This is a genomic window from Marinomonas sp. KMM3893, assembly GCF_004352855.1.
Taxonomy (GTDB): Bacteria; Pseudomonadota; Gammaproteobacteria; order Pseudomonadales; family Marinomonadaceae; genus Marinomonas; species Marinomonas arenicola.
On the sequence record NZ_SJSC01000009.1, the window covers coordinates 41,106 to 62,413 of the forward strand.

At 43.7% G+C, this 21,308-nt stretch carries 21 protein-coding genes; 12 read left to right on the forward strand and 9 right to left on the reverse strand.

All coding sequences use genetic code 11. From position 1 onward, the window contains the following. The first annotated feature begins 4 nt into the window (after positions 1–4). Entirely contained in the window at positions 5–313 is a 309-nt protein-coding gene (locus E0D71_RS16600) for a DUF6172 family protein (RefSeq protein ID WP_133004438.1), read from the forward strand. Positions 314–565: 252 nt separating this feature from the next. Next, positions 566–1,411: a DUF2076 domain-containing protein gene (locus E0D71_RS16605; protein ID WP_133004439.1), complete on the forward strand. Its 846-nt coding sequence runs from the start codon at positions 566–568 to the stop codon at positions 1,409–1,411. Positions 1,412–1,445: 34 nt separating this feature from the next. On the opposite strand, the gene E0D71_RS16610 is transcribed toward E0D71_RS16605, so the two are convergent. The 3 genes from E0D71_RS16610 to E0D71_RS16620 all read right to left on the reverse strand — a co-directional run bounded on the left by E0D71_RS16610 (position 1,446) and on the right by E0D71_RS16620 (position 4,640). Further along, complete coding sequence (locus E0D71_RS16610; RefSeq protein ID WP_133004440.1) at positions 1,446–2,423, reverse strand: D-glycerate dehydrogenase; 978 nt, start codon at positions 2,421–2,423, stop codon at positions 1,446–1,448. A 9-nt stretch (positions 2,424–2,432) separates the two neighbouring features. Beyond that, positions 2,433–3,383, reverse strand: coding sequence for a sugar kinase (locus tag E0D71_RS16615; RefSeq protein WP_133004441.1), 951 nt, complete (start codon positions 3,381–3,383; stop codon positions 2,433–2,435). Positions 3,384–3,629: 246 nt separating this feature from the next. Beyond that, complete coding sequence (locus tag E0D71_RS16620; protein WP_133004442.1) at positions 3,630–4,640, reverse strand: LacI family DNA-binding transcriptional regulator; 1,011 nt, start codon at positions 4,638–4,640, stop codon at positions 3,630–3,632. Between the two features lie 822 nt (positions 4,641–5,462). On the opposite strand from E0D71_RS16620, the gene E0D71_RS16625 reads away from it, so the two are divergent. The 3 genes from E0D71_RS16625 (at position 5,463) to E0D71_RS16635 (ending at position 9,745) form a co-directional block, all read left to right on the forward strand. After that, positions 5,463–6,848, forward strand: coding sequence for an amino acid permease (locus E0D71_RS16625; protein WP_133004462.1), 1,386 nt, complete (start codon positions 5,463–5,465; stop codon positions 6,846–6,848). A gap of 320 nt (positions 6,849–7,168) precedes the next feature. Further along, complete coding sequence (locus tag E0D71_RS16630; RefSeq protein WP_133004443.1) at positions 7,169–8,344, forward strand: glycosyltransferase; 1,176 nt, start codon at positions 7,169–7,171, stop codon at positions 8,342–8,344. Between the two features lie 51 nt (positions 8,345–8,395). Continuing rightward, positions 8,396–9,745: a PIG-L family deacetylase gene (locus tag E0D71_RS16635; protein ID WP_133004444.1), complete on the forward strand. Its 1,350-nt coding sequence runs from the start codon at positions 8,396–8,398 to the stop codon at positions 9,743–9,745. Here E0D71_RS16635 and cpxA read toward each other — a convergent pair. After that, positions 9,737–11,209 (reverse strand): envelope stress sensor histidine kinase CpxA, encoded by a 1,473-nt coding sequence (gene cpxA / locus E0D71_RS16640; RefSeq protein ID WP_347876371.1) that lies wholly within the window; start codon positions 11,207–11,209, stop codon positions 9,737–9,739. The genes E0D71_RS16635 and cpxA overlap by 9 nt on opposite strands. Continuing rightward, a complete protein-coding gene (locus E0D71_RS16645; RefSeq protein WP_133004445.1) occupies positions 11,206–11,910 on the reverse strand; it encodes a response regulator in 705 nt (234 codons plus the stop codon). The genes cpxA and E0D71_RS16645 overlap by 4 nt, the downstream gene beginning before the upstream one ends. 217 nt (positions 11,911–12,127) lie before the next feature. Here E0D71_RS16645 and E0D71_RS16650 point away from each other — a divergent pair, with 217 nt between their 5' ends. Both E0D71_RS16650 and E0D71_RS16655 read left to right on the forward strand, forming a co-directional pair. Next, positions 12,128–12,616: a Spy/CpxP family protein refolding chaperone gene (locus E0D71_RS16650; RefSeq protein WP_133004464.1), complete on the forward strand. Its 489-nt coding sequence runs from the start codon at positions 12,128–12,130 to the stop codon at positions 12,614–12,616. A gap of 287 nt (positions 12,617–12,903) precedes the next feature. Further along, positions 12,904–13,326: a thioesterase family protein gene (locus tag E0D71_RS16655; protein ID WP_133004446.1), complete on the forward strand. Its 423-nt coding sequence runs from the start codon at positions 12,904–12,906 to the stop codon at positions 13,324–13,326. Positions 13,327–13,403: 77 nt separating this feature from the next. On the opposite strand, the gene E0D71_RS16660 is transcribed toward E0D71_RS16655, so the two are convergent. Beyond that, positions 13,404–13,904, reverse strand: a complete 501-nt coding sequence (locus tag E0D71_RS16660; protein WP_133004447.1) for a lactoylglutathione lyase family protein — start codon at positions 13,902–13,904, stop codon at positions 13,404–13,406. A 94-nt stretch (positions 13,905–13,998) separates the two neighbouring features. Here E0D71_RS16660 and E0D71_RS16665 point away from each other — a divergent pair, with 94 nt between their 5' ends. From E0D71_RS16665 to E0D71_RS16675, 3 genes are all read left to right on the forward strand, one after another. After that, positions 13,999–14,883: a LysR family transcriptional regulator gene (locus E0D71_RS16665; RefSeq protein ID WP_133004448.1), complete on the forward strand. Its 885-nt coding sequence runs from the start codon at positions 13,999–14,001 to the stop codon at positions 14,881–14,883. 207 nt (positions 14,884–15,090) lie between these two features. Next, positions 15,091–16,413, forward strand: a complete 1,323-nt coding sequence (locus tag E0D71_RS16670) for a PAS domain-containing methyl-accepting chemotaxis protein (protein ID WP_133004449.1) — start codon at positions 15,091–15,093, stop codon at positions 16,411–16,413. A gap of 18 nt (positions 16,414–16,431) precedes the next feature. Continuing rightward, complete coding sequence (locus E0D71_RS16675; RefSeq protein WP_133004450.1) at positions 16,432–16,893, forward strand: Lrp/AsnC family transcriptional regulator; 462 nt, start codon at positions 16,432–16,434, stop codon at positions 16,891–16,893. On the opposite strand, the gene E0D71_RS16680 is transcribed toward E0D71_RS16675, so the two are convergent. Next, complete coding sequence (locus tag E0D71_RS16680) at positions 16,890–17,765, reverse strand: DMT family transporter (RefSeq protein WP_133004451.1); 876 nt, start codon at positions 17,763–17,765, stop codon at positions 16,890–16,892. The genes E0D71_RS16675 and E0D71_RS16680 overlap by 4 nt on opposite strands. A gap of 386 nt (positions 17,766–18,151) precedes the next feature. On the opposite strand from E0D71_RS16680, the gene E0D71_RS16685 reads away from it, so the two are divergent. Beyond that, complete coding sequence (locus E0D71_RS16685; protein ID WP_133004452.1) at positions 18,152–18,787, forward strand: LysE family translocator; 636 nt, start codon at positions 18,152–18,154, stop codon at positions 18,785–18,787. 63 nt (positions 18,788–18,850) lie between these two features. On the opposite strand, the gene luxS is transcribed toward E0D71_RS16685, so the two are convergent. Both luxS and yjeH read right to left on the reverse strand, forming a co-directional pair. Beyond that, a complete protein-coding gene (gene luxS / locus E0D71_RS16690) occupies positions 18,851–19,363 on the reverse strand; it encodes an S-ribosylhomocysteine lyase (RefSeq protein ID WP_133004453.1) in 513 nt (170 codons plus the stop codon). A gap of 59 nt (positions 19,364–19,422) precedes the next feature. Beyond that, positions 19,423–20,697 carry an L-methionine/branched-chain amino acid transporter gene (gene yjeH, locus E0D71_RS16695; RefSeq protein ID WP_133004454.1) on the reverse strand — a complete coding sequence of 425 codons (1,275 nt, stop codon included), beginning with the start codon at positions 20,695–20,697 and terminating at the stop codon, positions 19,423–19,425. Between the two features lie 146 nt (positions 20,698–20,843). Here yjeH and E0D71_RS16700 point away from each other — a divergent pair, with 146 nt between their 5' ends. Continuing rightward, positions 20,844–21,275, forward strand: coding sequence for an Lrp/AsnC family transcriptional regulator (locus E0D71_RS16700; protein ID WP_133004455.1), 432 nt, complete (start codon positions 20,844–20,846; stop codon positions 21,273–21,275). Positions 21,276–21,308 lie beyond the last annotated feature (33 nt).

Sequence of the window (21,308 nt, forward strand, 5' to 3'; positions counted from 1 at the left end):
TCTAATGAAAAAGACATTTCAGCTAACTCACCCAAAAATTGCTTACCCTCGTTTAATTGAAGCAGCAAAAGCAGACGTTAAAAAATATCTAAAGCGAGAGCGTAATAAGACGTTACCTGACTATGCTGATTTTTGGGGTTTTGACTGCAAATTCGGTAACACAGCCGAGCAAGCTGATGTGATTCATGTTGCTGAAATTAATGACAAAATCAGCTTTGCAGAAAGCCAAGCTTGGGAAACATTTTACCTAGAAATCTTGGCGACACCTGCTAATCGCATGAAACGCCCAGAAGGTGAAGTAGACGGCGAATAAGTCGTTCTGTTGATTTTAAAAAGCCAGACTCGTGTCCATGAGTCTGGCTTTTGTGTTTTTAACGCCTCTTATTCTCACTAGTGAGCTTGCTAAAGTCATCTCATCATTGCGTCATAATGATCGATACGTTTTTCCTTTTTCCTGACTCTCTACCTGCTTGTTCGTTTCTCTGTCGCCCTTATTCTAATAAAGAGTGAGGATGCAACGATTCCCCGCGATTGAATGACCGTTTATTGTTTCAGGAGTATGGCTATGAGTGATGATGCAAGTCGATTGATTGATCAATTGTTTGAACGCGTAAAAGAGGCTGAAAAGCAAACCGGGGAACGTGATTCTCATGCGGAGTCGCAAATTAATAAGCGCTTAGTCGAGCAGCCGTCAGCACCTTATTATATGGCGCAAACGATTATTATGCAGGAAGCGGCTCTAAAGCGATTAAACGCAAGAGTAGAGCAGTTGGAGCGTAAGTTAACAGAAAAGCCAAGCTCTGGCGGCTTTCTCTCAGGGTTATTTGGCGGCGATTCGTCACAAGGGACACAATCGAGAAACGCGCAGAATAAAGCGCAAGCCGGTTGGGGTGATGGTCGTGCCCAATACAAAGGGCAAGGCGCCTCTCAACAACAAGCGTCTGGACCTAGGGCGGCGAATCAAACTCAGCCGAATCAAAATTATGGCACTGGTGGCAATCGCAGCTTTTTAGGCGGGGCTCTGCAAACGGCCGCAGGCGTAGCTGGCGGTGTGGTGGTCGGTAGTATGTTGATGAACATGTTTGGTCACCATACTCCAACCGAAATGGTCGACGTTATTCAAGAAGAACCTACTGGGCAAGATTTTAGTTCAGATAACATGGGAGACAGCGGCGCAGGGGCAGATGACTTTGCCAGCAATGGATTTGATACAAGTGGCGCGGATCAAGGCGGTTTTGGTCAGGCAGGCTTTGATCAAAGTAATGGTTTTGACCAATCCAACTTTGAGCAATCCAACTTTGAACAAGGTGGCTTCGCTGATACAGGTTCAGATTCAGGTGGTTTTGGGCAAGGCGGTTTTGATGATTTCGGTGGTGGTTTTGATGATTTTGGCGATGACTTTGATATCTAAATTGCCGCTTTAGCTTGAAGACATATGGCGATGCTTAATGCTTTAGTAAATGGCCATTTGCGCAATTTTTAGAGACATCGCCTGCTAAGGCTTGAATTAAATTATCGACGGCACAAGACACCATTTTTAAGCGGGTTTCTGTGGTGGCTGAGCCGATATGAGGGAATAACACCGCATTATCGAGAGTGCACAAAGGGGAGTTTGCAGGTAGGGGTTCTACTTCGTATACATCCAATCCGGCCGCTCGAATCACGCGCTTAGAAAGCGCGTTAATGAGCGCTTTTTCATTGATAACCTTGCCCCGTGATCCATTGATAAAAATAGCGCTTTTTTTCATCATCGAAAATTCTTTTTCACCAATTAAATGCTCGGTTTGCGGGGTTAATGGTGTCATTACACAGATGAAATCTGAGCTCTCAAGCAGGGCTTCCATGCTTAGGTAGGTGGCGTTGAGGTCTCGCTCTGCGTTTATATTTCGGCTGCGATTAGTGTATTGAATGGGCATGTTAAAACCAAAGTGTCCCCGTTTTGCAAGCGCATAACCGATGCGCCCCATACCAATAATACCTAACGTTTTACCATGAACATCTGTGCCGTATTCTGCTGCTCCAATGCTCTTAGTCCAGCGTCCTTCACGGACCATATTAGACAGTTCTACCGCACGCCGAGCGGTGCACATAAGCAGGGTAAAGAGGGTGTCTGCAGTGGTTTCATTGAGTACATCGGGAGTGTGCATCAGAGGAATACGACGTTCGGCAAGATAGGCTAGATCAAACTGATCCGTTCCAACGGAAATGGTTGATGCCGCTTTGAGTTTAAGGGCTTTATCCAGCACATTAGGGCCCATAGGGAGGCTACTGCCAATAAGGCCTTCAGCCTCCTTTAACGCGGCAAAAAAGTCGCTCCGATTCGAATCATTGACTGTGTCAAAAAAAGCGATGTCGAACCGAGCTTTGAGTCTCTCATACTCTTGTTCAGGGATGGCTTTGTATAAGAGAACTTTTTTTTTCATCGTTAACGCCTACGCAAGTTCGTTGAGTTGAGCGCGAGTTGGTAAGCCTTCACTGTCGCCGCGAACCTGTACTGCAAGAGAGCCAAATAAATTACCTCTGCGAGTCGCTTGCTCTGTCGATTCTCCATCCAGTAAGGCTGAGATAACACCAACAGCAAAGCTGTCGCCTGCTCCAACAGTATCAATAACCTCTTTGACTGGATAGCCAGCAACCGTAGCGGATTCGCCTGTTGCGGTTTTGTAATACGCTCCTTGGCCACCCAGTTTTACAATCACGGTGTTAACGCCTTGGCTTAGATAAAAATCAGCAATGGTTTCTGGGTCTTCACTGCCAACCAAAATTTTCCCTTCTTCAACTCCTGGTAAGACAATGTCACTGGCAAAGGCAAGCTGGTTGATTGTGTTAACCATGGTGTCAATATCAGGCCAAAGAGAAGGGCGTAAGTTAGTGTCAAAACTAATACTGCTGCCTTGTTCTTTTGCGAAAGTCAGTGCTTGCTGAACGGCTTCTCTCATGGAGCTTGAAACCGCGGCGGCTACACCAGTCAAATGTAGGTGGCTGCTAGAATGGAATAGACTACGATCAATGTCTGTTGCATTTAATGTGGAGGCGGCTGAGTTACGACGAAAATACTCAACAGCAGGATCGCTGCCATCAGTTTGTTTTGTTTTCATCATGAAGCCGGTGGCGTGTTCCGCGCTTTCCGCGATACCATCGGTTCCAATGCGCTCTTTTGCTATGGCTTTTTTAATGAATTGTCCTAAGCAATCTTGGCCAATTTTGCTGATGTAAGTGGTGGGGAAATCTAGGCGAGCCATACCGATCGCCACATTGACTTCTGCCCCAGCAAGAGAGCGGCTAAATTCTTCGACTTCTGCAAGTGGTTCAGGTGTTTTAGCAATAAATAGGGCCATAGCTTCGCCCAGCGTAACAAAAGATGGTGCCGCATTTGTTTGCATTGTGGTCTCTCTTCTAACATTCATGGTGACTATATAGAGTAATTTTTATTGTATTTTGATACTAAATAAGTTGCCTTAGAAAAATGCATCGTAGCAAAATAATAAGAATTCATACGAGAATGATGACCTAAATAACAGACTACTGTGAGTACTTTATTGTATTTATATTGATCACATCAAGCGCCATGACAATATCATGGGATCGGTTCCATGAACAGAGTCTGCCTTTTCTTAGAGGCGTTTTTTCTAGGTAGATTGACGAATAATAAGCTCTGCTGGCAACTGAATGTGTTGTGCTGGCTCTGTATTTCCTTGGATGCGAGTAAGTAATCTACTGCAAGCTTGCTGCCCTATTTCACGGGTGGGTTGTCGCATGACGGTAATCCCCCCTTCAAAAAGTTGCACCCATTCTGGGTCATCGATGCTGATCATGCCGATCTGATGCCCAAGCTTAAGCTGTCGGCTTTTTATGGCTTTGGCTGCCAATAAAGTGGCCACGCCATTTGTGGTGAAAATGGCTTGTTTACAGCCTTTGTGTCGATTCATGAAATCACCGATGGCGGCATTTAGGTGGGCGTCGTTGCTTTTGCTGACTTCAACGAGCTCGTAGGCGATGTCGGAATGCTGCTGACAAAAGGTTTCAATGGCATTGATCCGAGCTTTACGAGGGGCGACGTCTAAAGATTCGGTTACCACCAGAATGGATTGATAGTGCCGAGCTTTTAAATGCTGGCATGCATCCTCGATGGCGGCCTCATTGTCCAGCCCAACAGAATCGAACCCCAAAGACGTGTCAATTCTGTCCACAAGGACCAGCGGGCAATTTATTTGCTTAAGATGGTTAAGTTGAGTTTGTGCCATGTCTGCGGTGTTCACAATAAGGCCATCGACACGATGGGCTTCAAGTAAGGCCAAATAGCCTTCCTGTAAAGCCGTTTCATTGTCTGTATTGCAAACCATCAACATATAGCCTTGTTGACGACAGATATGTTCTACCCCTTGGAGAATATCAATGGAATAGGGGTTGGTGACGTCGGCGAGTAATAGTCCAATCAGCTTAGAATGCCCCGCTTTTAGCATTCGAGCAGAATGGTTGGGGCGAAAATCGAGATGCTCTATTGCGTCTGCAATTTTATCTCGTAACGCATCAGAGAGCTTATCTTGCTCACCATTTAGGTATCGGGAGACACTGGTTTTTCCGACTTTTGCGTAGTTAGCAACATCTGAAATAGTGGCGAAACTTTTGTGGTTCTTCAATGTGTTATCTCACAGTAGAGTCCTGAGTGGGCGATTTCATATTTCAGCCTTCGCCGCTGGGATGACTGTAAACGATCTATTTACTCAGGCGCAATGGTCTTATTGCGCCAAAATGCGAATGAAAATCGCTTAGTATGTTGTTATATAGGGTACTTTTTTTGTTGAGTATATGCTGACGTTATTTCTTGGCGTCAGCGGATGGACGGTGTTTTTTCCATTTTCATGCCTTATTCACAGAGTCTCCATTATCTTGTTAGAAAACCTGCAGAAGGCTTGGTTTCCTTGTGATTTGACAGGGCGACGACAGTGACGAGCGACATGATTTATCGTGTTGTTGTTTTCTTTATGAGATGGAAAGCAATTATTTACTGAGCTGAAATTCAGTTTTATGACAGAGTTATTTTCATAACTCTATGTTTCATATCTATTTTTTAATTTTCTATCTGGTCATTCTTATTAAATATGTAACGACTTTGTATGCGTTGATGCAAATAACGACGTCCTGCGCAGTGAATAGGGTGTTCTCAAAGATCAATGGTGAGGATTTTGTCAGGATTTAGGATTATGTAATGACGCTATGTCAGCAACGGTGAGCGGCTTGCTTGAGGTGTCATAAATATTGCTGTAATTATTCGTCGCGATATTGTTACGACTAAGCAGATCTGTCTCGCAACATGGTCAGCAAGACCTTTACCTTGTTCGCTTTTATATCTTTTGTATCAACGACATAGAAAGTGCAATGTTACTAATGTGAGACACCGTCGTATCAATAAGTTCACCTTTTTATAAAAAAAATGAGTTCGAGTAATGGGGAAGTTGACCATGGGTAGTAACACGACAAGTGAACAGTTAGGGGCAGGCCTAACGAATCGACAGGTTTCGATGATCTCAATCGCAGGAATAATTGGTGCTGGGCTGTTTGTCGGCTCTGCTAATGCCATTGCGACAACCGGTCCTGCTATTATTATTTCTTATGCATTAACCGGCTTGTTGGTGCTACTGGTAATGCGAATGCTGGGTGAGATGGCGGTTTCTAATCCTGACTCTGGCTCTTTTTCTACTTATGCGGCTCGTGCTATCGGGCCATGGGCTGGTTTTACTATTGGTTGGCTTTATTGGTGGTTTTGGGTGCTCGTGATTCCAGTTGAAGCCATTGCCGGGGCGAATATTCTTCACGCTTGGTTTCAAGGTATTGCCTCATGGGAATTTGCCATTGGCATTATGGTGGTGTTGACGTTATCTAATTTGTGGGACGTGAAAAGCTTTGGTGAATTCGAATTCTGGTTTGCACTGATTAAAGTGGTGGCCATTATTGCGTTTATTATTGCTGGCGGATTGGCCATCTTTGGCTTTTGGCCTTTGGCGAATGTGAGCGGCGTCGCCAGCTTGTATTCCCATGGCGGTTTCATGCCAAATGGTTTTGGCGCCGTATTAGCTGGTGTGTTGGTGACTATCTTTTCTTTCTTTGGGGCTGAAATTGTTACGATCGCCGCCGCCGAATCAGAAAACCCACAAGCTAAAATTCGTCAGGCAACAAAACTTGTTATTTACCGTATAGCTTTGTTTTATCTGCTGTCTATTTTTATCGTAGTGTCTTTGGTCGCATGGAATGACCCGGCTCTTAAGCAAGGCTCTTTTCAGTTTGTATTAACCGCACTAAATGTCCCTCACGCAAAATTACTGGTAGACATTGTTGTCTTGACCGCCGTATGCAGTTGCATGAACTCCGGTTTATACACGGCTTCTCGTATGTTTTATTCACTGGCGCGTCGTGGCGATGCGCCGGCTATCGCTAAAAAACTGTCACCTAGAGGTGTGCCGCGTTTGGCGGTTATTGCTTCGACCATCGCGGGTTTCGTTGGGTGTTTTGCAAGCTATGTGTTTCCGGGGGAAGTGTTTGGTTTCTTATTGTCGACAACCGGCGCGATTGCGCTTGTGGTGTATCTCGTTATTGCTGTCTCACAATTAAGAATGCGCACGGCAATGGAAAAGCAAGGAGACTCTCCAGACTTCAAAATGTGGCTGTTTCCAGGCTTAACATGGGCAACAATTGCGGTGATTTTGGTGGTTCTAGGTTACATGTGCTTCTCACCAGAGTATCGACCTGAAACCTTTGCCACCATTGGGGTCACAGGCATTATGTTGATCTGCAGTTTTATTGTTATTAAGAAACGCTCGACCACACTCGACGGTTTAGTAACAAACTAGCCATTATGCTAACAGTGGGGGGATTTTCCGCTGTTTAGACAATGTCTTATTCCTGTCTATTCATACACAGAACAAGTTCTATTGTGATTGTGTATGAATAGATATCAGCCATCATTTTCTGCTTAAGACACTCATCTTTTTCGTTGATCTATCTCTTGTTCTTAGCTTTCTAGATTGTTAGATATCCGTTCTATAACGGGTTAAACTAGAAGATTAGTTCGAGCTGTCTTTAGTGTTTACTACTGAATAGGGAGCTTTATTCATTTAATTTAGTTTTATGCTTATCCATCAGGGTGGCTGGCTATGTCTTAGGGTACGAGATGAGAATTGCGGTTGTAGTGAATTCATTAAAAATGGGAGGCATGGAAAGAGTTGCCTGTAGTCTATCTGATGCGTTTACTAAGCAAGGGCATGACACCCACCTTATTTATTTGAAAAACCGTCAAGTTGAGATTAAACCAAGTAACCCAGAAGTGCAGTTGCACTTATTTAATTTACAGAAATGGGTTTTACTGAGCGGCATAGGCTTTTTGTGGATGATTCTTTGCCGATTATCCAATGTCGCCTTTCGCAAGTCTTTCGCCGTGCTTTTTGCTTATGCAGAGGCATTGGTTTTTGCTTATAAATTAAAAAAAGTAGAAAAAAAATCTGGTCGTTTTGATCTTATCGTATTTCGCGGCCATGGTACCTTTAGCCACGTTTGGCCATTGAAAGATAAGCGTTTTGTGTTTGTTTGCGAGAGCACTCAAAACAAGAAGCACTTTGGAAAACACTCCAAACGTATTTACTCTTTATTGTTTTCAAATCGACGCATGGTCTGTGTATCTGAAGGTGCTAAGCTGTCTTTTATGGACTTGATTGAATCCTTTAATATTTCTTGTGAAAGTGTTTTGACGATTAGTAACCCAAATGATTATGAACATATTTTCCGTGAGTCCGTGAACTTAATGCCCGATGTCGCCTACCATGCAAAACCTTATATTTTGGGGTTAGGACGGTTAGTCCCAGGTAAGAATTTTCCTTTGCTGATCGATGCTTATTGTTTTGCTCGTCAACATTATGGGCTCAAGCAGGACCTAGTGATTGTTGGAGAAGGAAGAGAAAAAGATACGATAAAAAACAAGATAAAAGCCTTGGGTTTGGAGGACTGCGTGTTTTTGAAAGGGCAACAAAACAACCCTTTTCCTTGGTATAAACAGGCAGATCTTTTTGTTTTAAGTTCAAAAAGTGAAGGGCTAGGAATGGTGCTGATTGAAGCGCTTGCTTGTGGTACTAGTGTCGTGGCGACCAATTGTCCAGGTGGCGTTGGAGATATCATGGTCGGTAAACTAAGAGATTTTTTAGCAGAGCAAACGCCAGAGTCATTAGCCCAGAAAATGATATTAGCCTTAGAGCAAGCAAAGGTTCCTGAGCTAAAAGCCGATGTTGCTAAAGCACTAGAACAATTTGATGAAGAGTATATTGTTAGAAAATATCGTGATGCTTATTTAACCTAACCTCTGTCCTTAATACACGTTTAATGGATTGACTCAACAGATAGAATTTTTATGAATAAACGAGATTATCAGTATGCTTTGCAACCAGATTGGCAAAGTAATGTTCTCTTAACTAAAAGTAATGCGTCAGAGAAAGGTGATATAAGGGCGTTAAACTTAGTGGATAAAAGTGGTTTTTTGGCTTTAGATCCAAATGAATTTACCTGGTTACTGTCCTTCTCATACCAATCCACGAATAAGAAAAAGCAAGGATGCATTAAGATGCATTTTGGGGACTGTGCGAGCCAGTCAATGGACCATTTACAGTTTTTTGAAGCTGGCGAGAAAGGTACAAGGTATCTTAATCTAAGTGGTTTTTTGGAAGAGACACCGCGTTCTGGCCCGTTAATCTTATCCAGTGAAAACTGCCAATTACCGACAGAAGCTAAAATATTAGGGTTTAAAAAACCAGATTTTTCAGATGGCCCTATTTTAATTGTCGCGCCTCACGCTGATGATGCAGAGCTTGCTGCCTACGGTTTTTATCACCAGCATTCCGAACAAGTGTGGATTACGACAATCAATGCAGGGCAAAATGTACAAAAGCTAGAGCGACAATATATCTCGAATCTAGATGATAGTATGCAGGATGCGGTGTCGCGCAAGGCTAACATCCGCGCTTGGAACAGTATGACAACGCCCTTGTTAGCTGGAGTGAAACTGGAAAGGCTATCCTCTTTAGGGTATTTTGGGTTAACCAAAGATGGGCTATATAACTCGCCAAATGAAGAGCAAAAAGATTCGCATTTTCCCGCTTTGACGCCTGCGATTAGTCGAAAATGGAACCCTCTTTCTCTCCCTAGTGATGCGACCGACATAAGCTCAGGGCAATCGCTAATTGATGATTTGGTCTATTTATTAGAGCATATTAAGCCAACAACCGTTCTGATTACTGAGCCTGAAGTCGACCCTCATCCGGAGCATGTTATGTCGGCTCATGCCTTAGCACTTGCTATTGAGCAAGGGGAGCATGTCCCTGAGAGAGTGTTAATGTATGTGAATCATCTGCGTAAAATTAAGAAATTCCCTTATGGACCTGAACATGCCAGAACAGCTTTACCGCCTTGGTTTAGTGCCACCTCATTATTTGGTCAGTTCTCTTGCTACAGTTATCAGTTGGAATTAGACATGCAGAAAGAGAAAGTTGTGTCGTTTGATTCTATGCACGATTTACGCAGCAAATCTCGCGTTGGAAAGACCATCAAGCAGTGGTGGAACAAAAAAGTTTTGAAAAATGGTTATCAGTATTATGCTGATCACGGCTATTTTCAAACGCATATAAAAGCAAATGAGGTTTTTACATTTGTAGATGGCCGGACATTCAGTCAATCGATCATTCAGTCAATCGATCATTCAATCTAACGGCAAATGAATCTCAACCAGTAACCCGCCAAGAGGGCTGCGAGACGCTTGGATACTGCCATTATGTTGTCGGATAGCGCTTTCTGTAATGGAAAGTCCTAATCCTGTGCCACCAGAATGGCGGTCTCTGGCTGTCGATACTCGATAAAAAGGCCTAAAAATAGCGCTCAGTTCTTCTTCTGGAACGCCTTCTCCATTGTCTTCTACTCGAATAATCAATTGATCTGATTTCGCTTCCATGGATACCTGGATGGTATCTTTTCCATAGTAGATGGCATTTCGAATAATGTTTTCCAAAGCACTCACAATAAGTTGTGGGTGGGCGTGAATATTTCGTTGAGGGATATCAGTGAACGTCAGGCGTTTCCCCATCTGTTCGGCTTCAAATTGGGTGTCTTCTAGTAACCCTTCCCAAAGAAGTGGTAGCGCTAAGCTCTCTCGATTTATATGGCTGTCTACTTGCATGTGAGACAGTTCCAGCAGTTTACCAATCATCTGTTCAAGCCGCTGTGCTTCGGTATCAATGCGAGTCAATTCTTGGCTTTCTCCCTGCTTTCTAACCGCTAGGGCTTGAGCCATTCTGAGACGAGTTAGGGGCGACCTTAACTCATGAGAAATGTCAGATAAGAGACGCTGTTGTCGTGAAATCATTTGGTTTATGGCTTCAACCATTTGATTAAAGCTGGCCCCAGCCTGACGAAATTCAGACGAGCCTTTCTCCAGAGTCGGGTCTGTTTTAAATTCCCCTCTGGCAACACATTGAGCGGCTTTTTCCAATCGACGAGCCGGTTGACTTAGGGCCCAAGAAAGCCAAAGTAATAAAGGGGTGCTCACCAGCATTACCGCAAGCAACAGCTGAAATGGATGGTCAAACAATTGAAATAAGAAGCTAGGAGGGCGGTTCCACCTTTCGCCTACGTACAACTGATACTGAGAACCTGCAAGTGTGATTGGAAGAGGCCCGGACACCATAAAACGGCCATATAAGCGTTGTTTTGGTGTGTCTGGCGTATCCACTGAGGTGATAAAGTTACGAATCGCTCGATAAGTAAAATGCGGGGCTCGATATCGAGTCAGAATATCCCCTTTGTCATTGACGATGAAAAACATAGGTGGGGACGATTCTTTGAAATCCCATGCTCCTTTTTTCTTAGGGCGATCTTCGAACTCTGCTTTTACGTCTTCGTCAGGTTGACGCGGTGCGAAGTCATCCTTTTGAAAGGTGTTGTATCTGCTGACTAAATCCTTGGTAATCACTGATATTTTTGTATCGAGCGAAAATTGTTGCTCTATTCGAATGCTTGTATCGAGCAATTCTTTGTATTTGTCTCTAGGGATATCTTTTGCTTTACGAGGATCTAAGTGTTGCAGAGCGAGTACTGCCACTAAGACTAGAAACATAGTGAACCAAAAAATTGCGAAGATTCTACCGTATAAGCTGGTTATATTTGGCAGGCGCATCATTCTTCTTCCACTAGTAAATAGCCCCGGCCGCGCAGCGTTTTGATGCGTGGTTTTTTGTTCGAGCTATCAGGAAGCTTTTTACGTAGATTAGAAACATGCATGTCTATGGCTCGATCGAAAGCGGCTAAGCGTTTACCTAGAACATCTAAGCTAAGTACTTCTTTGGTGATGATTTCGCCTGGGTGAAGTAAAAAGTGGTGAAGAAGTGCAAATTCTGTACTGGTTAAATCCAGTAGTTGCTGATTGCAATAAGCCTCAAGCTTCCCTGGGTAGAGTTGAATATCTTGGTAGGAGATATGTTCTTGTCGTTTGTCCACTTTACTGTCTTTTTTCTCTTTGATGTGTTGAGCGCGTCGGAGGATGGCGCGAATTCTAGCCAAGAGTTCACGTTCGCTAAATGGTTTAGGAAGATAATCATCCGCGCCCAGTTCAAGGCCAATTACTCGATCGATCTCATCCCCTTTGGCGGTAAGCATCAGTACTGGAACTTCCCACGTTTCGCGTAGCTGTTTTAGCGTTTCAATGCCGTTTAGTTTTGGCATCATAACGTCTAATAAAATTAAGTCGACGCTGTCATTCATTGCTTCAAGTCCTGCTTCACCATCTTGAGCCGTGGATACGGTGAAGTTTTCGAGTATTAATACTTCTTTCAGCAAGTCGGTTAGTTCAGTATCGTCATCGATTAAGAGAATATGTGCCATTCAATGTCCTTAACAAAAAAGTACTTAGTAAAGCGCGTCCTAACAATCCGCAAGAACAGAACGTTATTTTACTGTGAAATCACAATAGGCGCTGTGCCTTTACGATAATTTACCTTCGATAGACGTCAGTTTACCTAGCAGGTTTTATTCTATACCTCATCGCCACTTCGTTATGAATAGTCATGGCGACCCTATATTTTGAGAGAGGAATAAAATGATGAAAATGATTAAAAAATTAATGCTTGCTACTGTCGTGTTACCGATTGCTTTAGGTTCTGCTGGCGCCTTCGCTGGTGGTGGGAAAGACAATCAGCGTCCATCTATGGAACGTTGCCAAGCTGGGCCAATATTAAACCCTAAAGTGATAAAACGTTTGGATTTAACCGATGCTCAGAAACAGCAAATGAAAGCACTTCGACAAGCGGATCGTGCCGATAGAAAAGCGAAAAGGGATGAGCACGAAAAACGCATTAATGGGCTATTAATGGCCGATAAATTTGATCAGTCTAAAGCTGAAGCCATGGTCAAAGAAGGTCAAAATAACCGTGTTGAGCGTCAAGTACACATGCTAGAGCAGCAGTTCAAGATGCTGAGCATTTTAACCCCAGCACAAAAAGAAAAACTGATGACTCTTAATGAAAAGCATCAGCAAAAATGCGATGAGAAAATGCACCACGGTAAAGGCGACAGAGAACAAGGTGAATAAGCATTTCTTATATTAAAAAAGGTGGCCTCAGGGCCACTTTTTTTATGTCTGATTTTTATGTTTTTATCCGTGCTACCGTCCGTCGGATAGCTTTTTTGTTGCTAAGAGTCATCGATTTAAGAAGGTTCCCAAGTGGGGAGATCTAGTGCACAAAGCGATGCGGTTGAGTGGCGTTTATGCAGATTGTTGAGCAAGTCGATGCCAGTAAAGTCGAGCGATTTTGTTATTTTTTTCTTACCTTTGCCCCAGTAGGATTTTGAGCATGGATGATCAACAGGAAGACAATCATGATAAATAAGGTTCAGATAAAAGTAAGAGGCTACCACCTAGATATTTTTCAACATGTGAATAATGCGCGTTACCTTGAATTCCTTGAAGAAGGGCGTTGGGCATTTTTTGAGGACTTTGGTGTCGGCACAGACATGATGGCGCAAGGCATTGCTTGGGTCGTGGTGAATATCAATATTAACTTTAAAAAAGAAGCGAGTTTTGGGGATGTGTTAGAAGTTCAAACGGCCTTTTCAAAGTTGGGCAATCGAAGCATTAGCATGCAGCAAAATATTGTGAACAGGAAGACCCAGGCGCTTGTCGCCGAAGCCCAAGTTACCTATGTTTGCTTTTCTCAGGCGCGAAAAGAAGCCGTAGCACTGCCAGAAGAATATCGTCTTAAAATTGAAGAAGCGATCATCGGGCTAAATGAGCCCGCATAAGAGCGGTTAAAAAAGGTGCCCTTTGCTATAAAGTAAAGCGCACCCTTAGGTGTTGTTGAACGCTTACTCGCTTAAGCTTAGTAGGCGCCAGCGCCGTAAGTTAGCTCGTAACTGTGGCTGTAGATTTCAAGAATGTTTCCGAAAGGGTCTTCCATATAGATCATGCGGTATGGCTTTTCCCCTGGGTAGTAATAGCGCGGCTCTTTCATGCGTTTTTTCCCACCTGCGGCAACAATTTTCTCTGCTAGCTCTTCAAGGTTTGGATCTTGTACACAAAAATGGAAAATACCAGTCTTCCAGTATTCGAAATTATTTTCAGGGTTTTCCTGATGTTTGAATTGGAATAACTCGACACCAATACGATCGCCAGTGGAAAGGTGAGCGATGCGGAAACTTCCCCACTTAGCCCCAAAGACATCTGTACACATTTCACCAATAGGGCTGTCGTCTTCGACGATTTCTGTTGGTTTCATGATTTCATACCAGCCTAATACGTCTGTATAAAATGCGACGGCTTTCTCTAAATCTGGGACCGAGATACCAATATGTGAAAAGCTTCTAGGGTACGCATTCGCCATTCTTTTTCTCCTGTTAGTGAATTTAATAGCAGGTTACAGGCTTCTTTAAATCATATAAAATTATTAAAAATTATAAATATGAGAAAATTTTGTAATGATCAATCCCACTTGGTTAAGAACCTTCTGCACTCTCGTGGAACGAGGGCATTTCACTCGCACTGCAGAGAAGCTGCATATGACTCAATCTGGGGTGAGTCAACATATACGAAAATTAGAAGAGCACTTCGACACGCTTTTGCTAATGCGAGAAGGAAAGCAGTTTTCTTTGACCGATGCTGGAGAAAGGCTTTATGACGAAGCGCACCAGATCATTGCAAACCTGTCTGATCTTGATTCTAAAATCAGAGAAGACGCAACATTTGCAGGCGTCGTTCGGATCATGTCGCCAGGCAGCATTGGTCTTAAGCTGTACCCTCATTTATTGACGCTGCAACAGGCGTTTCCTCGTTTGATAATAGATTATCGGTTTGCTCCTAATTCTGATGTTGAGCAAGCGTTGGCCGAGCGAAAAATTGACTTTGGGATAATGTCTCGTCGCTCGACGTTGAAAGAGGTGGACTGTCAATTGATATCCAGTGAAGCCTTGCTATTAGTGACTCCCGCCTCTTTGCCTGATCCACATTGGCAGGGGTTACTTGAGCTTGGCTTTATTGATCATCCAGATGGCACACATCATGCTAGCTTACTTTTAAGTCAGAACTTTACTGAATTTCAAAACATGAATATGTTCGAGAAAAAAGGCTTCTCTAATCAAATTGGCTTAATTCTTGAACCCGTTAGTCGAGGGCTGGGGTTTACTGTATTGCCTTCCCATGCGGTGAGTGCGTTTGCTAAACAATCGTTGATTTGTACAAGTGAGCTTGAAAAACCGGTGAAAGAATCTCTTTATTTGAGCTTGAATCACAAAAAGTACGTGCGAAATCGAACTCAAACTGTCATCAATGAGGTGAATAATTGGCTAGAAAACGAGAATAAATAGTTGTGCTATTCGTTGTGATTGTGGGAAATTAAGTGACTTAGTATATTGGCAGTTTATTGAGTTATAACAATAACTAATGGAGATGGCTTAAAAAGCACCCGTATGAGCTGCGCATTTGGTGTTATCTTTTTGTGAATTAAATTGTAAGTTTATAGCAGTGGTTTTATATAGACTATTTCGAAGTAGGTTAGCGGCTAAAGGACAGGGATGATGTTTGGACGGAAGAAGGCTCAACGAGAGAACGACCTTTTACAACAAGAAGTGTTATCACTTCGCCAAGTGCGAGACCGCTTGGATCGAGAAATGCTAAGCCTGACGTTATCCGCCTCAGGTGAAGTGATCAAGGTTAATTCGCTGTTTTTGGATGAACTTGGTTTGAAAGAAGAGACTGTTTTGGGAAAGAAAATGGTCGACCTTGTCCCAGAAGATTTAAGAGATACGACTCACTTTGCATTAATGAAAGACTCGATAGCGGCGGGAAAGCATTGGTCTGGGGCGCTTCAAGTCGCTAGAGAAAATAGTAGCAATGCGTGGCTTAGAGCCATCATACAGCCTGTCAAAATGCTGGATGGGAGTATCGATTACATTTCCGTTCACGCCAACAACCTGACGCGTACAATAGAATCATCGATTGAGCATGAGAACCTGATTAAAGCATTGCAACGCTCTACCGCCGTGGTTGAATTTGATTTAGAGGGGCTCTTTATTACCGCTAATGATAAATTTCTTAAATCGATGGGGTATACGAAAGAGCAGCTTAAGGGGAAACACCACCGTATTTTCTGCTTACAAGAAGATGCGGACTCAGAAGACTATCAAGCCTTTTGGGAAAAACTGAAGCGTGGCGAGTTTGTTGCAGGGCGTTTTCAGCGTCTTGATAGTCGCGGTGAAACTGTGTGGTTAGAAGCGTCCTATAATCCGATTTCAAATGCACATGGTCAGTTTTATAAAGTGGTAAAATTTGCCTCAGTTGTAACCGATCAAGTAAATCAAGAGTTGTCGATTGGTCATGCCGCCAAATTGGCTTATGAAACCTCAAAAGTGACGGATGAAACAGCCATTAACGGTAGTCGTATTATCAAAGAGACGGTTTCTGTTATGCAGGAGTTAGCTGATCAAATGACCTCGGTCTCACAAGGCATTTCAGATCTTGATGAGCAGTCTGAAAAAGTAGGTAATATTATTAAAAGTATCGGTGATATTGCTGATCAAACAAACTTGCTGGCACTCAATGCCGCTATTGAAGCCGCGAGGGCCGGTGAATACGGGCGAGGTTTTGCCGTCGTTGCAGATGAAGTTAGGTTGCTTGCTTCAAGAACAACAAAAGCAACGGAAGAAATTGTAGACGTTGTGCTGCGCAATCAAGAATTAGCAAAAAATGCCGTGGGCATGGTGGAAAGTGGCCGTCAGCAAGCTGAGCGAGGGTTGGCGTTAGCAGGCGAGGCGGGCGAGGTTATCATAGACATTCAAAAAGGGGCTAAAGAAGTGGTTGGTGCCGTGAGTAAATTTGCCAACTACATAAAACCTTAATAAAACGACGGGGGAATTGTGGACAAGACAAATTGGAAGTTGCTCAAAGCGTTAGAAAGCAATGCCCGTCTCACCTACGCCGAGTTGGGGAAGCTGGTTCATCTTTCTGCCCCTGCTGTTGCCGAACGGGTTCGTAAGCTTGAAGAGTCTGGGGTGATCACCGGCTATGGTGCCAAAATCAATTTAGAAAAAGTGGGTATTCCGATCACGGCGCTGGTGGCTTGTCATGTTTATCGAACCAAAGAGCGTGAGTTTAAAGCGCTAATACTCAATCTTGATGAAGTGATCTCTTGCCATAATGTCACAGGGCCTTACGCTTTTGTACTAAGAGTCGCTGTACGCTCCATGTCCTTATTGGATGAATTGCTGGAGCGTCTCATTGAGTTTAGTGATACCAACACCATGATGATTTTAGCGTCGCCTGTGTTGCGAGAAATGCCTGTTAATATTGAGAAAATGGTTATTTCAGAAGAATATTAAGGTACGACGACAACCGTTTCTTTGGGGCTTCTTGGCCACTGGCTAACTATGATACCGATTAGAATGAAGCCACACCCAATGAGCGCGCGAGTCGACAGTGTTTCTCCCATCAGCATCCATCCACCTATCACAGAAAAAACACCTTCCGTGGACAGAATCAATGCACTTACGCTTGGTGAGACATTTTTTTGCCCTAACGTTTGCAGTGTGAAGGCAATGCCTGATGATGCTACGCCAGTATAAATTAATGGCCACCAAGCAAGTTCAAACCCTTTTAATGTAGGGCTTTCTAGTGTTAATGCTGTGAGGCAGGCAAATAGAGTCGCGACCATAAACTGCACTATTGATAAAGGCAGTGCGGATACATAACGGGATAAATAGGCGATAATCAGCACGTGAGCGGTCCAGAAAAAGGTGCCAACCAATTCGATAGCATCGCCTTTGTTGATACTGAAGTTAGGCCCAACCGTTAGGCAATAGAGACCAATAATCGCCAACACAACCCCTACCCAAAGATTAGATTCGGTTTTATGACCGAGTAGAATGCCAGCAATAGGCACCAGTACAATGTACATGCTGGTAATAAAGCCTGCATTTCCTGCCGTTGTATATTGTAAGCCTACTTGTTGGAACGTTGAGCCGAGGAAAAGACAACACCCCCCAGCGATTCCCCCTAACCATAATTGCTTAGCGTGTTGGCTTTTTTTGGGCTTGAAGATGAGCAGTAAAGGCAACAGCGACAGCGTCGCTAAGAGAAATCGTGCCGCATTAAAACTGTGTGGGCCGATAGAATCCATCGCCACACTTTGGGCTACAAAGGCAAAGCCCCAAATGGCGGCCGTGGACCATAAAAAAAGATGGGCAATAGACATAATAATCCTCTGATGGTTTTGTGTAATAACGTACTTGTCAAAGCTGCGCAGTTAAGTCAGGCAATAGTACGGGGCGGACTCATTTGCCAACAGTGGAAAAAAAGGGTTCTTTTGCGCTTTCGCTTTGGATTCCAAAGCAAAAGATAAGGTTGGCTTTGTTTTGCTAACCGGTAGCGTTTAGGTGTGTTTTTTTTGCGTTCCCTTCATCAAATAACGTCTTTTCGCAGGACATGAGAAAGAACCTTGCTCTGTGCACTTTTTTCCGTTGAAAACGCCTTTTTCGCAGCTGACAGCAAACCATTTACAGAGTACAGTCGAGCGCCTTTTTTCTTATTATTAAATCGTCACTGACGATTTTTTTGCTGACTTGTGTAGGTTCGATTGTTATGACATTTAGTGTGTGGTTGACCATGGCGCCTTTGTTGATGTTGCTGTCTTTAGGGCCAGGTCCCAATAACTTTACAGCGATGCATAATGGTATTCAGGTGGGAGCCAGAAAAGCGGTGATTGCCGTGGTGGGGCGAAACCTAGCGTTCAGTATTTTGATGCTGGTGTCCGCACTAGGGTTGGGCGCCGTTATAGTGTCCTCTGCTTTTTGGTTTAGCGTGGTGAAATGGGTTGGTGTCGCGTATTTGTTTTATGTTGGTATCAAAACATGGCGTAGCGCCGCGGTTGTTTTAGAAGAACACGAGACTGAAAATGGCACCAAGGCAAAGCGAGGTCACCAAGCGAGAATGCGTCAAGAATTCTTAGTGGCGATTAGCAATCCTAAAGCGATTTTGCTGTTTACCGCGATTTTCCCACAGCTGTTAGATTTGAGTAAATCCGTGCCTGAGCAGTTTTTTTGGATGGGAGTGACCTTTTGTTGTACCGAATTTATCGCGGCGTATGTTTATGCGATGAGTGGCAAGCAGATTCGTCGTTTGATTCGGAGTCCAAAAGGCTTGCGAAATATGAATCGAGGCATGGGTAGTGTGTTTGTTTTAGCGAGTGCTTTTTTGGCAACAGCGTCTCGAATCTAATCAAAGATAAAAAAACGGAGCATGATGCTCCGTTTTTTAGACTAATAATCCGCTCGCTTAAGATTAGCTGTGTTCTTTTAAGAACTCTTCGCTAAGGTAAAGCTCTTCGTTAGAGTTTACTTTCACGTCACGGTCTAGAATCATTTTGGCAATCTCTTGAGCTTCTTCTAAAGAGTGCATTTCGTAGGTACCGCACTGGTATTCGTTTAGCTCAGGAATGTCGGCTTTTGCTTTTACGGTTAGCACATCTTCCATCGCCGCTTTCCAAGACGCCGCAACCACTTCTTCAGAAGGTTGGCCCACTAGGCTCATGTAAAAACCAGTACGACAGCCCATTGGAGAAATATCAATGACTTCTACGTTGTCGCTGTTCAAATGGTTGCGCATAAAGCCCGCGAACAAATGCTCTAAAGTATGAATGCCCTTTTCAGATAAAATCTCTTCGTTAGGAACACAGAAACGAAGGTCAAATACGGTAATTGTATCGCCTTTAGGGGTAGCCATGGATTTCGCAACACGAACGGCTGGTGCGTCCATGCGGGTATGGTCAACTCGAAAACTGTCTAATAGTGGCATCTCTTGTCTCCTTTACAGATAAAAGCCGTTAGCGCCTTTTATGCATGAATTTAATGGCGTCATTGTACATGAATTTCATGGTCTAGCATGAGGTTTTTCCTGCCTTTGTAATATTCAAAATACATTGCAATAGCAAAAATAGACAAGGCAAAGAGCATACTGACGCCAACAAAATACGTCATCAGTAAACAGGTTGTAGACGCCATAAAGCCTAACCATTTCTGATGGCTAGGTAGAAGTTTTAATGAGGTGATGCAAGTGAGTGTGTAGATAAGCAAAAAGGCCCCGTTGGTCATCTCTATAAACCAATGCAGAGACCATTCAGAGAAATAGCTCAAAAGAATGGACGCGAGCGTTAACCCCGTCACCAAATAGACAGCGTAAACCGGCGTCCCTTGTTTTGACAAATACGAAAAAGCGCGCGGCAGTGCTCCTTGGGATGACATGGATTGCACCATGCGAGCGAAACCTAATAAATACATGCCAGTGTTGGCGAAAGCGATGATGAAAGCGCCAATGGCAAACAGCTTTTTAGAAGGCTCTCCAAAAATTTGTCCGACCAATAAAGCCAGTGATTGGCTATTCGTAATTTCATCGCCATAGGTGTGGTGCTGAGTAATTAATAGAACCAAGGCGAGATACAGGGCAATAACAATGAGCATGCCGCCAAGTAAGGCAATGGGGAAATCTCGTGCTGGATTTTTGAATTCAGCCCCCATATGAGCCATGACTTCAATACCGATAAAACACCAAAAAATAGTACCAATCGCCAAGGATGCCGTTTGCCATTGTGACCACGATAGTGGTGTCTCTATGGTGTGAGTTGCGCCGAGTAAATCGCCTTTCCAGGATAGAAGCACCACCACAGTAATTAAAGCAACGACGACCATGGCTTGAAATCGTGAGGAGTTTTTTATTCCGGCCAAAGCATACAGGGCAGTGGTAAAGACAGTTATGATGCTTAGTATGAAAACGCTGTCTTGTTGAAGGTTAAGCGCCACGGCTAGATAAGCCGCGGCAATGTTGATTGCCACCGCAGGGCCTACAAACAAAATGCTTAAGAAAAGCCAGCCGACGGCTTTCTCTGCTTTCTTTCCGAACGCACGACCAATGTAATGAGACGCTCCGCCGGCAGAAGGGAAACGACTGCCTAACAGAGCGAAAACAAACGCCACAGGCAACACAATGGCGGTGGTAATTAGCCAGGCATAAAGCGCGAAACCGTTAGCCTGACTGACGGATAAAGCGGGCAGCAGCATTAAGCCAGTACCAACAAAAGTGGTGACTGTCATTGCTATGCCTTGCAAAGGCCCCAAAGTGCGCTGATATTGCATTGAGTTAATCCTGACAATGTAAATGAATGTGGCATAGAATACGCCATATAGCTGGGATATAGACCTAGCATAATGAGGTTTAAGACCGTCAATTTGCAGCTTTTAAGTGACAGCTTGTAGGGTTGCGGTGCCATTGAGAAGACAAAATGCAGTTAGATAAATACGATAAAAGAATAATAGCCTTGCTGGTGGAAGATGCTCGACAGTCAGTGTCAGACATTGGCAGACAGATTAACCTGTCTCGCTCTGCCGTGACCGATCGCATCAAACGTATGGAAGAAAAAGGCTATATTACGGGATATCATGCGCACATTAATTACGGTTCTGCGTTAGCCGTCAGCGCGTATTTCTCGATCACTTTTCGGCCGTTGTCGTGTGAGCTTATCCAGCCTTATATCGATGCATTAGCGGAGGTTAAACTGGCACACTCTATTAGCGGCGATGTGGATTTAATGTTATTGGTAGAAGCGCCGAGTATGACTCGGTTAAATGAAATCCGTAGTGAAATGGATCAGTGGCCAAATGTGGCTAAAGTGGTCACACACATGTGCTTGTCGTCTCGCCTTGAGCGTGTTTGAGTTATGAATCACACGTTCTTCTAAACGCATTTA